Raw genomic sequence first — 13,791 nt, forward strand, 5'->3', positions numbered from 1 at the left:
CCCTATGCAGGAGCTCCCGAACCAGCCCGGCATTCGCGTTGACCTTGCTGAATTGATCGAGATGCGCCATCGCGTGCATGAAGTCCGCCTGTTCTCATCGCCTTCCAGGCGCAGCCCTCTAATTGGCTTGCACCATTCCAAGTTGCGTGGGCGTGGGGTCGACTTTGATCAAGTTCGGGTTTATCAGGCTGGCGACGATGTCCGCACCATTGACTGGCGAGTAACGGCGCGTACACAAGAGCCACATACCAAGCTTTTCCATGAAGAGCGTGAACGGCCGATCTACATTCTGGTCGAGCAGAGTCAACGCTTGTTCTTCAGTTCCAAACTTATATTCAAGTCAGTATTGGCCGCACAGGTGGCCAGTTTGATCGGCTGGGCGGCACTGGACCACAACGACCGGGTTGGCGGCTTGGTATTTGGTGGTAACGAGCACCATGAAATCAAACCCCGGCGCAGCAAACAGAGCCTGTTGCAATTGCTCAGTCGCCTGGCTCGCGCCAATCAAGCCCTGCCCGGTAATATACAAAGCAATCGCGACGCCTTTGGGCTGGCCTTGCGCCGCGCACGCGAAGTCTTACGCCCAAGCAGCTTGGTTGTGGTGATTTGTGATGAACGCACATTAAATGACGCCAGCGAGCAACAGCTAACCCTGCTCGCTCGCCATAGCGAGATTTTATTGCTGCCGATCTCAGACCCTCTCGACCACGAACTGCCAGACGCAGGCCGGTTGCGCTTCGCACAATTGGGCGCGCAGTTGGAACTGGACAGCCACAACCGTGAACTGCGCAAGGCCTATAAAGCACAAAGTGAATCACGTGCGGCGCGTTGGCAGCGGCTTTCGCAAAAACTCGGCGTACCGCTGCTGCCGCTCAACACCGAGCGGGAAATGATTGATCAGTTGCGCGACCACCTCAATGGCCAGCGCGGCAGGAAGCAACCATGAATCCGCTCGACCAGCTTGAACCGTTAATCGAACCGCCGGCCATCAGTTGGTGGCCACCCGCACCGGGCTGGTGGCTACTGCTACTGGTTATCTTGGCGGCAGTAATTTGGGCCATACGGGCCTATAAACGCCGCCCGGATAAACCTAAAAAAGCGGGCAAAGATAGCGTATTAGAGCCTGCACGCAGCGCAGCGTTGACAGAGCTCAGTCAACTGCAAAAGCCCTATTACGGCGTGAGTGCCGGGCCTTGGCTGCAGCAGCTTAACGCCCTGCTCAAGCGCCTGTGTCGCCATCGCTACCCCGACAGTAACAGCCATGTGCTTAACGGGCGTGAGTGGCTGGCGTTTCTCGACAATCGCTGCCCGGCTGCCGGACTAACACGCTGGATGGTATTGGTTGAGGGCAACTACAAACCGAACTGCATACTCGACGATAAAGCTATTGAAGGCCTCAATAGCGCCGTAGAGACTTGGATTCGCAAGCATGTTTGAGTTCACCTGGGCCTGGATTTTCCTGCTGGCACCCCTGCCATGGGTGTTACGCGCCCTATTGCCAGCTGCCGACAGTGGCGAAGCCGCATTAAATGTCAGTTACTTGAATGAGCTCGAAGGCTTAAGCGGCCGCAAGGCTCGGGCAAACTTATCCAAATGGCGCCAGCAAGCACCCTTTGCCCTGCTTTGGATTTGTCTGCTCTGCGCAGCGGCTCGCCCGGAATGGGTCGGTGAACCTTTGCCATTGCCTGCAAGTGGTCGCGATCTGCTGGTTGCCGTGGATATTTCCGGTTCGATGGAATACGCCGACATGCAAATGGAGGGTAACGATGTCAGTCGCCTGACCCTAGTCAAACACCTGATGGGTGAGTTCATTGACGGCCGCGTGGGTGATCGCGTGGGGTTGATTCTGTTCGGAACCCAAGCTTATCTGCAAGCGCCATTGACCTTTGACCGGCAGACCGTACACACCTGGCTCGATGAAGCGGTGATAGGCATCGCCGGTAAAAATACGGCCATAGGTGACGCCATTGGCCTGGCGGTAAAGCGTTTGCGCGAACGTCCGGCAGACAGCCGGGTATTGGTATTGGTCACCGACGGAGCCAATACCGGCGGTGCAATCGAGCCTATTCAGGCAGCACGCCTGGCCGCCGAAGAAGGCGTAACTATTTATACGATCGGCATCGGTGCAGACCCGCAGCAAAGTGGGATCATGGGTATGTTTGGTTTAAACCCGGGATTAGATCTGGATGAACCCACCCTACAAAGCATTGCCGACCTCACCGGCGGGGAATACTTCCGTGCCCGCGATGCCGACGAGTTGCAAAGCATCGAAGCCACTCTTGATAAACTCGAGCCGGTGGAGCAAAAACCCACCCTGGCACGCCCTGCCAAAGCGCTTTATGCCTGGCCACTAAGCCTTGCCATGCTCATGAGCCTGATTCTGGTATTTCGCGAAGTCTGGCCGCAAGTTCAGCAAAGTTGCGCTCGACTGCTTAAACGCATGCGCCGGAGTTCGCTATGATCGAACTATTGCAACAGGCTTGGCCACACTGGATACGGCCTTACTGGTTATTACTGGCCCCCCTCCTATTTACCTTGTTGTGGCTGCTTTGGCACCGGGAAAAACGTGCCGGCAGCTGGCAAAAAATTCTGCCTCCAGCCTTCCACGCGGCATTGCTCAGTGGCGGTGACGGTCGCCGCAGTCGATGGCCATGGCTAATGCTCGCGTGCGCGTGGCTGCTGGCGTTGGTCGCATTAATCGGGCCAAGCTGGCAGCAAGTTGAACAGAACACCTTGAAGCCTGCTGATCCGCTTATCGTAATGCTTGAGCTGTCTCCACAAATGCTGGCGGCCGACGTTTCACCTGACAGGCTTGAACACGCCAAACGTAAGATTATCGACCTACTTGAAGCGCGCCGTGACGCACAGACGGCTATTGTGGTGTACGCAGGCAGCGCCCATACCGTAGTCCCCCTGTCGGATGACCTCGCCACCTCGCGCAATCTGCTCGAAGCACTTAAGCCGTCAATCATGCCTGAACCCGGCCATCGCGCCGACCTGGCAGTGGGTAAAGCTCTCGAACTGCTCAAGCAAGGCGGTCAAGGGCACGGCCGACTGCTACTTATTACCAGCGGTTTGAGCAGTCAGGAACAAGATGGAATCAATAGCACCCTGCGCGGCACCAGCAGCCACTTGAGCATCCTCGCCGTTGGCAGCCGACAAGGTGCACCCATCACTCAGGAAGACGGTAGTTTTCTCAAAGATGCCCAAGGCGCTATCCAGATACCACGCGTGGATACTCAAGGCCTCAGCCAATTTGCACATCAGGTTGGCGCAAGTTACCAACTGAGCAGTATCAGCGATAAGGACATTGACCGCCTGGGCTTACTCGATGGCCCAAGTGAGATGCGTGACAACGGCCAGCATACTCGTCTGCAGGCCTGGGCGGATCAAGGTCACTGGTTGCTATTACCTTTGTTACTGCTCGGTGCCTTTGCCGGGCGGCGCGGGTGGTTAATGTGCTTGCCCTTGTTGCTGCTGTGCATACCGCAGCCCAGCTATGCGTTTTCATTCGATGACTTATGGCTACGCCCCGACCAGCAGGGCCAACAACTGCTGCAGCAAAAGCAACCAGAACAAGCCGCTAAACACTTCAGTGACCCGCAATGGCAGGGCCAAGCACTGTATCAGGCAGGCAACTATCCCGGTGCTGCCGAACGCTTTGCAACCAGCGACAGTGCGGCTGCCCATTACAATCGCGGTAACGCCCTGGCCCGCAGTAATGAGTTAGAGGCCGCTCTTGAAGCCTATAACCAAGCACTTGAACTGCAACCGGACTTGGCTCAGGCACAGAAAAACAAAACCCTGATTGAGCAAATGCTCAAACAAAAACAGCAGCAACAAAAACAAAACAATCAGCAGAACCAGCAAAATCAGCAGAACCAAGATCAAGATCAACAGAACCAGAACCAGAACCAGAACCAGAACCAGAACCAACAGTCTGGCCAGCAGAAAGATCCCAGCCAGCAACAAAACAATCCAGCGCAGCAAGACTCCAAACCCAAAGAGGATGGCGCTGACTCAGATGAAGCCAAGCAACAAGCCGCTGACAAAGCAAAGTCTGAACAGGACAAACAGCAAAACGCAGAGGCAAAGGCCGCTGACAAAGCGGCAGACAAACAGGCTCAAGCAAAAGCGGCTGAAGAGTCAACCAGCCCGATGGACGCCGAGCGCCGTCAAGCAATGGAACAGTGGTTGCGGCAAATCCCCGATGACCCGGGTGAATTACTGCGCCGAAAATTTTGGTATGAACAGCAACAGCGTCAGGAAACCAAACGATGAAACGCCTGCTTTGCACTTTTCTCCTCTGCCTGCTGGCATTTACTGCTCATGCTGAGGGTTTTACTGCCAGTGTAGATCGCAGCCAGATTGATAGCGGAGAAATGGTTGAACTGACCTTGGAGTCAGATGACACCACATTGTTTGGCAAGCCCGACCTGAGCCCGCTTGATGATTTATTTGATGTCTATGGCACCCGCCAGGTCAACCGCCTAACCACCATTGACGGTGCATCGCACGCCACCACCAGCTGGATTGTGACAATCTCACCTAAACACAGTGGCTACGTAGTCATCCCGCCAATCACCCTGGATGATAAGACCACCGCCCCTATCACCCTGCACGTGCAAGAAGCCTCTGCCAAAGATCCAAAAGGTAAAATGGCACCGGTGTTTATTGACGCCAGCCTCGATAAGGAAAGCGTCTATGTACAAGCTCAGGCGATACTTACCCTGCGTATCTATCACTCGGTGTCACTGTACGATGACAGTAGCTTAACGGCGCTGGACATACCCGATGCCCGCGTAGAACAACTGGGTAAGCCACGAACCTACGAAAAGCAGATCAACGGTGTTCGCCACGGCGTAATTGAACTGCGCTACGCTATTTTTCCGCAAAAAAGTGGCACCTTAGACATTCCTGCACAAACCTTCAGCGCCACCACTGTTGGCCGCTCCAACCCGAATGATTTCAACCCCTTTGGACCACGTCCGGGCAAGGTTGCACGGGTTAAGTCATCAGTTATTCCATTAACCGTCAAAGCCAAGCCTGCAAGCTACCCAAGTGATGCACCTTGGTTGCCCGCCAGCGCGCTGAGCTTGGCTGAGTCATGGTCGCCTGAACCCGACAACGCCAAGGTCGGTGATTCATTAACGCGCACGGTGCTGCTCAAAGCCGAAGGCTTATCCAGTGCGCAACTGCCTGCTCTACCGCAAACTCAGCCCACAGGCTTTAAGCGCTATCCTGACCAACCACAATTGAGCAATGAAACCAGCGACCATGGCGTTATAGGCAGCCGTGAGGAACGTGAAGCCCTAGTTGCCAAGCAAACAGGCAAGGTTGAACTCCCCCCAGTTGAAGTGGTTTGGTGGAACACCGACAAAGACCAACTTGAACGCACCAGTGTGCCTGCACGTACCTTGAATATTGCAGCCAATAGCGAAATCAGCGCAGACCCCGTACCCGAAGCGGCCCTGCCCGCACCGACTTCAACCGGACAGCTTGTTTGGCCATGGCAACTGGCGTGTTTTATATTGAGCCTGACCACTTTTATTGGCCTGGCCCTTTGGTGGTATGCGCGCCATCAGCCAGCCATTTCACGGGTAGCCCCAACCGGACCCAGCCCGCGTACACTGCTAGATGACATCAAGCGTGCCTGCAGCGCCAACGACACCCAGGCCAGCCGCGCAGCACTCGATGCCTGGGCACGCCAACAGCCGGAAACCCTCGCAGACATGGCTGCACGTTATGAGCCTCTGTCTGCAGAGCTGCACAACCTCAATGGCGCGCTCTACAGCGAAACGGCCCAGCAATGGCAAGGTGATGCCTTATGGCAGGCGGTGCGTTCGTTGCCCGCACTGGCTCCCAGCGAGGCGACGCAAAGTCCTGAAAACAGCGTTTTGCCTGCGCTGTACCCTCGCTAGGCTTGCCCCCGGAACCTGTCCGCGTATTGCGAGTCTACTCCCTGCAATGTCCAAACCATGGATGGCATGTCAATCATTAGAGGAACGATCCCCATGTTTAAACCTTCGAAGTTGTTACTGCTTAGCCTGACCCTTGCGGCCGCCCCAGCGTTCGCCTTCAACTTCGGTGATGCAGTCAACAGTGTTTCTGGCGCAGCCGGGAACTCGCAAGCCACTGGCGAAACCGGTCAACTGCTCAGTGCTTTGTCCAGCCAGCTTGGCGTGACCCAGCCGCAAGCCACTGGCGGTACTGCGGCGTTGCTAGGCCTGGCCAAAAACAACCTTGATCCAAGCCAGTACTCAGAGTTGACCAAGTCCGTTCCAGGTCTGGAACAACTGACTCAGAACAGCGCTATGCTGGACCAAGCCAGCAAGCTCTTGGGCCAAGGTTCTGGCTCAGACTCCACCAGTATCAGCTCATTGCTGAACAACACCAAGGACATGGGTGATGTCACCAATGCCTTCAGCAACTTGGGCATGAACGCAGAAACCCTCAACAAGTTCGCACCTACCCTGCTCGACTACATGGGCAAGCAAGGCCTGAGTCAGCCGTTGATGAGCTCCCTGACCAGCCTTTGGGGCGTCTAACTTCGTTCTGCATAAACCACGGTGGGCAAGCTTCGCCTTGGTCACCCTACACAGCAATAAAAAAACGCGACCCTGAGGTCGCGTTTTTTATGCTTGCAAGACGGCTTATCCAGCCGGTTGCGCGTTTGCCTTGTTACGCAACTTTTCTGGATTGATCAGGAAGCGAGCCAGGGCTGGCAGCAGCCAGATCGCGCCGAACATGTTCCACAAGAACATGAAGGTCAGCATCAGCCCCATGTCCGCCTGGAATTTGATCGCCGAGAAAATCCAGGTCGCCACACCAATGGCCAGGCACACCCCAGTAAACAGCACCGCTTTACCGGTCGACTTGAGCGTCTCGAAGTACGCCTCCTGCAGGGATAAGCCTTGGCGCAGGTAAGTCTCCAATCGACTGTAAATATAGATGCCGTAGTCAACACCGATACCTACACCCAAAGCGATCACCGGCAAGGTGGCAACTTTCACACCGATGCCCATATAGGCCATCAAGGCGTTACCCAAGACCGAGGTCAGCACCAGCGGCAACATCACGCACAGCGTCGCTGCGATCGAACGGAAGGTGATCAGGCACATCAACCCCACTGCAGCATAAACAGCCAGCAGCATAGTGGTTTCGGACTGATCAATGACTTCGTTGGTTGCCGCTTCAATACCGGCGTTACCCGCAGCCAGGATAAACTCGAGGCCTTCTTTGTTGTTGTCCTTGATGAAGCCTTCAGCCACACCGACCACACGGTTGAGCGTTTCGGCCTTGTGATCATTAAGGAAAACCAACAACGGCGCTACTGAGCAATCAGCGTTGTACAGGCCATCTGCACGTGCGATCGAGTTATTCAGAACATCCTGGTTACGCGACAAGGTTTCCCACTTGAGGCTACCTTCGTTCATACCCTTGATGACCTGACGCGAGACAGTGACCATGGAGATAGCCGACTGCACGCCCGGTGTGTTCTCCATCGTCCAGGACAACTGATCCATGGCCGAAAGCGTCTGGTAAGTCGAGCAACCTTCAGGCGCTGTCTTGACCATGATCACCAATACATCGGAGCTGGTGGAGTAGTTGCGGATGACGAAGTCGTTATCCAGGTTGTAGCGTGAGTCAGGTCGCAGTTCAGGTGCGCCCTGGTCAAGGTCGCCGATCTTCAGGTTTTGACCGTACCAAACACCGCCAGCCAGCGCGATTATGGCGACCACCACCGAAATAGGCGCTACCACCGGGTGAGCGAAGTTGGAGATCAAACGCCAGAACGGATGATCACGCACTGCATCTTCACGGCTGATCTGTACCGCTTTTTTGCTGATACCGATATAAGAGATCATCACCGGCAGCAAGATCAGGTTTGTCAGAATGATCACCGCCACACCCATGGATGCACCGATGGCCAACTCGCGGATAACGCCGATATCAATCAGCAGCAAGGTGACAAAACCAACGGCGTCAGACAGCAGCGCCACCAACCCCGGGATAAACAACTGACGGAACGCCATACGCGCAGCGGACAGCGAGTCCGTTGCCTCACCGGATGCGATGGCAATGCCGTTGATCTTCTGTACGCCATGGGAAATACCGATGGCGAACACCAAAAACGGGACCAGCATTGAGTATGGATCGAGTCCAAAACCCAAGGTTTTCAGCAAGCCGAGCTGCCAGATCACCGCGATCAGCGTAGTGCAGACCACAGCCAACGTGCTTTTGAAGCAGCGGGTGAACCACAGCAGTAAAGCAAAAGTGATAGCGATAGCCACGGCGAAGAACAAGGCAACACCCAGCAAGCCATCGATCAAGTCGCCGACTTTCTTGGCGAAACCAATGATGTGAATTTTCACATTAGGGTTTTGCGCCTGGTATTTATCGCGGATCTTTTCTTCAAGCTCATGGGAGAACTTCTGGTAATCCAGCGGCAGCTGTTTACCTTGGTCCTTCGGATCAGGGTAAGACTCCAGCAGAGGAACATCGATGATGCTCGACTTGAAGTTATTACCTACCAAGCGACCAATCTGCCCGGACTTGAGCACGTTATCGCGCAGATCCTCAAGACTTGCAGGCGAGCCATCGTAGGTTTGCGGAATCACTTCACCGCCGCTAAAGCCCTGCTCCGTCACCTCGGTCCAGCGAACGCTTGGACTCCACAGCGACTTGAGACCGGAACGATCAACCCCTGAGATGTAGAACACCTCGTCGTTAATCTGGCGCAGCGTCTCCATATACTCTTTGCTGAAGATGTCCCCATCAACAGCTTCAACCGAGATACGCACCGTGTTGCCGAGGTTAGCGAGGTCGTTGCGATGCTCAAGCATCTTCTGGATATAAGGATGGCCCAGTGGAATCATTTTCTCAAAGCTGGTTTGCGGGCGAACCTGCGCAGCCTGGTAAAACAAAAAAGCACTGATCAAAACGCACAGCACGATCACGGCTGGACGATTATTAAAAATTAACCGCTCGAGAAAAGACGCAGGTTTTTGTTGATGCTTACTCATGCAAACGCTCCCGGCTTATTATTGTTGGCCCAGATCGGCGCCTGTTGGCGAAGCGACGTGTACGCCACCTTGCCCGACCAGAACCAGCTTGCCGTTATCAGTAGTTGCAGCACCGCTCAGAGAGACCCGATCAGCGCGATTTACAAGACTAAAGCTGCGGCCATCGTCGGTGCTTTTCAGCACAGTGCCGCCATGCCCAACCACCACAATGGAGCCGTCGGCAAGTAGCTCGCCATCAGCCAGACCGAACTCCAAAGGGCCGTTATTGGGGGTATTGATCTCGATTTGTTGCCATGTGGTACCAAAATCGGTGGTACGGAACAAATGACCGCGCAAACCATAAACCAGCAAGGTTGCCGGTTCTTTAGTGGCCACAGCGCCGAACAACGATCCGTCGTAAGGGCTTTGCAGCGTCTCCCAGGTCTGGCCCCAGTCGAGCGAACGGAACATAGCGCCCTGCTCACCTACAACGAACAAGCCAGAGTCTTTGACAGCGATGATCGCGTTGAGGTGGTACCCATCCTCATTGTCCATCCGGTCGCTAATGTCTTCCCAGTTAGCACCACCATCGGTTGTGGCTAATAAAGCACCATAGGCGCCTACCGCGAAACCGGTTTGGCTGTCTTTAAACCAAACATCCAGCAATGGCGCTTCACGTGACAGGTCTTCAAACTGCTTAGTCCATGTCTGACCGCCGTCGGTGGTCGCCAGGATTTGCGCATCGTGGCCAACCGCCCAGCCGTGCTTGTCATCGACAAAATACACAGCGGTTAGCAATTGGCGTGTAGGCACCTTGGCCTGAAGCCAGGAGGCACCATCGTCATCGGAATAAAGGATATGGCCACGGTCACCGACAGCGACCAAGCGCTTACCGGCTACGGTGATATCGAGCAACAGTGAGCTTTTTGCCCGAGGTGATTCAATTGAAGAGAGGCTGGCGGGCTCAACGGCGTGAACAGTCAGTGGCGCAATAGCCAAAGCTAAAACTGACAATAGACTGCACAGCGAGAGCGCTTTACCCAGCGGCGAATTGATGCGCGACACCGGTGTGCGACTAGACCTCGCAGAACCACCGGACAAGGTGCGCCGCATGACGGGCTCACTCATAAACCTTCCCCCTTTTATTTTTATAGTTCCTGCATTTAGCAGTAAGCCTATGCTACTTAGCTTTAGCAGGCCGTGACAATCGGCATGACGTTATGTTTTGTTAAAGCAAACCCGCGTGATTGACACTCTATTCGTTTCACCTATAGACAAAAGCCGCTAACAAGATAGCGGCTTTTGTGGAACCCTCAGGTTTTCTGAGACACCTTTGGGATTAATTAACGTGTACCACGACGACGCAAGGCTGCTGGTTTGAAATAACCATCGTCCGGAATCGGCTGGCTGAAGTCGATAGTGCTCGACTCTTCGTTATCCAGGTTCTGTACGTAGTAGCGACGCGCCTGCAGGTCGTGGAATACGTCCAATGCAGACCAGGTTGTCGGCAGCTCGTAAAAGTTCTTCAGGTAGGCGATTGATACGCGCCATAGCTCACCACGGCCGTCGTATTGATCAACCACCGCGGCCTGCCAGCTGTCTTCGTCGAGGTACAGGGTACGCTTGGAGTAAATGTGCCGTGCACTGCTCTTCAGTGTGCCTTCAACAACCCATACACGGTGCAACTCGTTGCGGGTGTAGGCCGGGTTGAGATGCCCCTCTTTGAGCAACTGGTCGTATTTCACCTCTGGGCTGGTGATTTTGTAGTTGTTGTAAGGAATGTAGATTTCCTTTTTACCCAACAACTTCCAATCGTAGCGATCAGGTGCGCCGTTAAACATATCGGTGTCATCAGCGGTGCGCAGACCATCAGCCGCCGCGATCGGGGTGTCATACGCAAGGTTTGGCGCGCGACGAACACGACGCTGGCCGGCGTTGTAACCCCAGGCTTGGCGCTGCTCTTTAACCTGATCCAGGGTTTCGTGTACCAATACCGCACCACCGGCTAAACGAGCAGGGCTTTTGGTGAACGACAGGTAGTAAAACATGATGTTGTTGAGGTCAGCGAACGAGCCTTTCGGGTCGTAGTACTTGAATAGAGCCTCTTGCTGCGAAGTCACCAGCGAGTAGCTGCCATTGCGCTGCACTGCCACTTCCGAGGCACGACGCACGATATAAGTGCCGCGGTAGCGGGCGATGTGGTTCCACAGTGCTTCAACCCCATTCTGCGGGATTGGAAACGGAATACCGCCGAAGGCGTCAGAGAAACCATTGCCACCATCGAGCAGCTTGGCGGTCGTCGCATTCTTGCGGGTATTGTCATATACCCACTGCGGTGCAGAACCCGAGCGACGCGTCTGGTAAACCGGCATCTGATAGGTGTCTGGATAGGTATTGAACAAGGCAATCTGACCCGGCGTCAGGTTGGCCTTGTACTGATCCAGATTGGCCTTGGTAATGGTGAACAACGGTTTGTCAGCTGCATATGGGTCTGGGTGGTGCTGACCTGGCGTCTTGTAATCTGCCGGTGCCTTAGTGATGCCACCCGTCCAAGCCGGGATCGTGCCTGCAGCGTTGCCCGCTTTTTCAGCGCCAAACGGGGTCAGTGTAGTGCCCAGCTTTGCGGCTTCTTCAGCGGAAACGGCTGCCAATGTGCTACCGGTAAACAACACCATTGCAATGGCTGCACCGATCAATGTGTGCTTGTTCAGCATCCTATCTCTCCATGGTAAGTCTTGACCGAGCGTTCTTGAGCGCTCGGTTCGGTTATCTGGGAGCCTGTTGACGCACGCTCGACAAGCGCTTGACGCAACAGGCTCAGGCATCAGAACGAATACTTAACGTTGAGGCCAATGTTGTCGCGGTCACGGGAAGAGTTGTTACCGCCAGCACCGTAGAACTCGGTGTAGGCAAGCTCCGCCTCAAGACTATTCAGGTAGTTAGCTTTGAGGCCCAAGGTGTATGCCTTGCGACCTTCGATGAAGTTTCCGGTCTGGTAAGAGTTACCTTCGAAGTCGTCACGGTATACCGCGTAAGGCGATAGGTTGACCCCGGCATAAACATCGTTCCAGGTACCGGAAAGGACCAGGGTATAACCGTAGGCGTTCTTGTTTACCTGATCATTACGGTCGTTTTCATCGATGTAAGCGCTGTTACCGCGGCCCGAGTAATAACGGTTCGAACCATCACGCGCGGTGTATTGCAGATCACTGCCACGCAGATGCTCAGAGGCCAGTTCAGCAACACCGAACAGCGAGTCGAAACCCAGCGATGGGCCGAAGTTATAAATGGTACCAAGGGAGGTATTGAAGGCTTCAACACGCTCGTAGTTGTGGATCTGATCTTCCAGACCGACTTGCTGACCCGCGATGTTGATTTTGCCCCCACTGGCCAATGGCGCGGCCTGCGTCAACAGATCACCGAGCAGGTCGTTAGTGGTAGAGATACCGATTGGCAGGTTGGGACGGTAAGACAACTCACCGAATACCGAAGCCAAACCCACAGTGGTGTTAAAGCTCATGCCGTACATGCGGATGTCTTCAACGTATTCGCGGCGGGCATTGACCTGATTGGCCACGTCAACCGCAGAGGCGCCATTGACCAAACCCAGAACTTGCCCAGCGGCAGCATTACCGCTGCCAGCAGCTGACAACAGGTCGTTGTAACTGGCGAAGCCACCCACATTGGCCAGGTCATCCAAGTCCAGACCAGCGTAGGTGCTGTTCACGTAAGCGTTAATCAGCGGCTCTTTGGAGTGATAATTAACAAAGTAGAAACCGAATTCGGTGCTGTTCAGATCTTCGGCAATGTAACGCAGCGCCGCACCGAACTGGCCGTCATCTTTTGCGTTGATGTCGGAGCCAATATTGGCCACTTTGATCACACCGTTCTGATCGAAGTAATCATTGCCCTGCAAACCGCCAACATTACCGGCGCTTAAGGCTTGATAAAGACCCCGTACCGGCGCCAAAGCTGATTGAGTGCTGTATGCGGTATTGCCGCCATCGGCGAACAAATCTGTCTCTGAGTAGAAGGTGCCTGCCGGATCAATGGCCGTTTCTTTCCAGTTGAACTGGTAGAAGGACTCCAGCGACAGGTTGTCAGTCAGGCCAACGCTGAAGTTCAGCGCCTCAACCGGCACCAGCACTTCTTTCAACTCAGCGCCAGGTAGACGGAATTTAGCCGCATCGACCGGGTTGGTGGTGTTGATACCGCCGCGGTAGAACAGGCCTTCACCCCAGTTGAACACCTGCTTACCCAGGCGCGCAGTTACTGGCATATCAGCTACATCCCAATCGCCATAGACGTACGCATCGAGAATTTGCGCGTCACGACCGGCCTTGTGCCGTGTCTCATAGGTAAAGCTATCGTCACGGGGGAAATTCTGGCTAGGTTGCGCAGGACCGCTGGCGTCGTAAAAATCGTTGCGCTTATCCATGATCTGGGTGTCATAGAACGCACTACCGCGGACAAATAAACCGTAATTCTTGTAGGTCGCACCCAAGTCAGAGGTGACTTTGTAAACCTCAGAAACCAGGCCAGTATCGAAGTTACGGTTGCCATCGTTACCGTTGATGTCGTCGTTGCTCTTGTCTTGGCCTTGTACACGCCACAACTGACCGTATGACACGGTAGTGTCGATGGAGCCATTGATTTCATTATCGGCAAAGCTGAATTCAACGGCCTGCGCTTGTGCAGCCACGAGCAGCGGTAAAATTCCAGCAAAAGCAAAACCAGCCTTCACCGGCGCAAAGCACACCCGTGGATGACGCGACTTGATATCCAT

General features: G+C 54.6%; 10 protein-coding genes. 6 read left to right on the forward strand and 4 right to left on the reverse strand.

Going from position 1 to position 13,791, the window contains the following annotated elements; genetic code table 11:
* The first annotated feature begins 4 nt into the window (after positions 1–4).
* The 6 genes from ACIGCM_RS01915 to ACIGCM_RS01940 all read left to right on the forward strand — a co-directional run bounded on the left by ACIGCM_RS01915 (position 5) and on the right by ACIGCM_RS01940 (position 6,548).
* Positions 5–946, forward strand: coding sequence for a DUF58 domain-containing protein (locus ACIGCM_RS01915; RefSeq protein ID WP_397500348.1), 942 nt, complete (start codon positions 5–7; stop codon positions 944–946).
* Positions 943–1,437, forward strand: a complete 495-nt coding sequence (locus ACIGCM_RS01920; protein WP_397500349.1) for a DUF4381 domain-containing protein — start codon at positions 943–945, stop codon at positions 1,435–1,437. Before ACIGCM_RS01915 ends, ACIGCM_RS01920 begins: the two co-directional genes overlap by 4 nt.
* Positions 1,430–2,461 (forward strand): vWA domain-containing protein, encoded by a 1,032-nt coding sequence (locus ACIGCM_RS01925; RefSeq protein ID WP_397500350.1) that lies wholly within the window; start codon positions 1,430–1,432, stop codon positions 2,459–2,461. The genes ACIGCM_RS01920 and ACIGCM_RS01925 overlap by 8 nt, the downstream gene beginning before the upstream one ends.
* Entirely contained in the window at positions 2,458–4,281 is a 1,824-nt protein-coding gene (locus ACIGCM_RS01930) for a tetratricopeptide repeat protein (RefSeq protein WP_397500351.1), read from the forward strand. Before ACIGCM_RS01925 ends, ACIGCM_RS01930 begins: the two co-directional genes overlap by 4 nt.
* The gene (locus ACIGCM_RS01935; RefSeq protein WP_397500352.1) at positions 4,278–5,921 is read left to right on the forward strand and encodes a BatD family protein; all 1,644 of its coding nucleotides are present in this window, start codon (positions 4,278–4,280) and stop codon (positions 5,919–5,921) included. The genes ACIGCM_RS01930 and ACIGCM_RS01935 overlap by 4 nt, the downstream gene beginning before the upstream one ends.
* 93 nt (positions 5,922–6,014) lie before the next feature.
* The gene (locus tag ACIGCM_RS01940; RefSeq protein ID WP_397500353.1) at positions 6,015–6,548 is read left to right on the forward strand and encodes a DUF2780 domain-containing protein; all 534 of its coding nucleotides are present in this window, start codon (positions 6,015–6,017) and stop codon (positions 6,546–6,548) included.
* Positions 6,549–6,653: 105 nt separating this feature from the next.
* Here the strand turns inward: ACIGCM_RS01940 and ACIGCM_RS01945 are convergent, their stop codons facing one another.
* From ACIGCM_RS01945 to ACIGCM_RS01960, 4 genes are all read right to left on the reverse strand, one after another.
* Positions 6,654–9,026, reverse strand: coding sequence for an RND family transporter (locus ACIGCM_RS01945; RefSeq protein WP_397500354.1), 2,373 nt, complete (start codon positions 9,024–9,026; stop codon positions 6,654–6,656).
* 18 nt (positions 9,027–9,044) lie between these two features.
* Complete coding sequence (locus ACIGCM_RS01950; RefSeq protein ID WP_397500355.1) at positions 9,045–10,133, reverse strand: WD40/YVTN/BNR-like repeat-containing protein; 1,089 nt, start codon at positions 10,131–10,133, stop codon at positions 9,045–9,047.
* A gap of 215 nt (positions 10,134–10,348) precedes the next feature.
* On the reverse strand, positions 10,349–11,719 hold the full coding sequence (locus tag ACIGCM_RS01955; RefSeq protein ID WP_397500356.1) for a DUF1329 domain-containing protein: 1,371 nt from the start codon (positions 11,717–11,719) through the stop codon (positions 10,349–10,351).
* Positions 11,720–11,829: 110 nt separating this feature from the next.
* Entirely contained in the window at positions 11,830–13,791 is a 1,962-nt protein-coding gene (locus ACIGCM_RS01960; protein WP_397500357.1) for a DUF1302 domain-containing protein, read from the reverse strand.

Source organism: Pseudomonas sp. NPDC078700, from assembly GCF_044542375.1.
Taxonomy (GTDB): domain Bacteria; phylum Pseudomonadota; class Gammaproteobacteria; order Pseudomonadales; family Pseudomonadaceae; genus Aquipseudomonas.

Bases quoted from the DNA above. Each gene is read 5' to 3' on its own strand.
- ACIGCM_RS01940 (WP_397500353.1), top strand. From the start codon at position 6,015: ATGTTTAAACCTTCGAAGTTGTTACTGCTTAGCCTGACCCTTGCGGCC.
- ACIGCM_RS01960 (WP_397500357.1), bottom strand. From the start codon at position 13,791: ATGGATATCAAGTCGCGTCATCCACGGGTGTGCTTTGCGCCGGTGAAG.
- ACIGCM_RS01950 (WP_397500355.1), bottom strand. From the start codon at position 10,133: ATGAGTGAGCCCGTCATGCGGCGCACCTTGTCCGGTGGTTCTGCGAGG.
- ACIGCM_RS01935 (WP_397500352.1), top strand. From the start codon at position 4,278: ATGAAACGCCTGCTTTGCACTTTTCTCCTCTGCCTGCTGGCATTTACT.
- ACIGCM_RS01945 (WP_397500354.1), bottom strand. From the start codon at position 9,026: ATGAGTAAGCATCAACAAAAACCTGCGTCTTTTCTCGAGCGGTTAATT.
- ACIGCM_RS01955 (WP_397500356.1), bottom strand. From the start codon at position 11,719: ATGCTGAACAAGCACACATTGATCGGTGCAGCCATTGCAATGGTGTTG.
- ACIGCM_RS01925 (WP_397500350.1), top strand. From the start codon at position 1,430: ATGTTTGAGTTCACCTGGGCCTGGATTTTCCTGCTGGCACCCCTGCCA.
- ACIGCM_RS01930 (WP_397500351.1), top strand. From the start codon at position 2,458: ATGATCGAACTATTGCAACAGGCTTGGCCACACTGGATACGGCCTTAC.
- ACIGCM_RS01915 (WP_397500348.1), top strand. From the start codon at position 5: ATGCAGGAGCTCCCGAACCAGCCCGGCATTCGCGTTGACCTTGCTGAA.
- ACIGCM_RS01920 (WP_397500349.1), top strand. From the start codon at position 943: ATGAATCCGCTCGACCAGCTTGAACCGTTAATCGAACCGCCGGCCATC.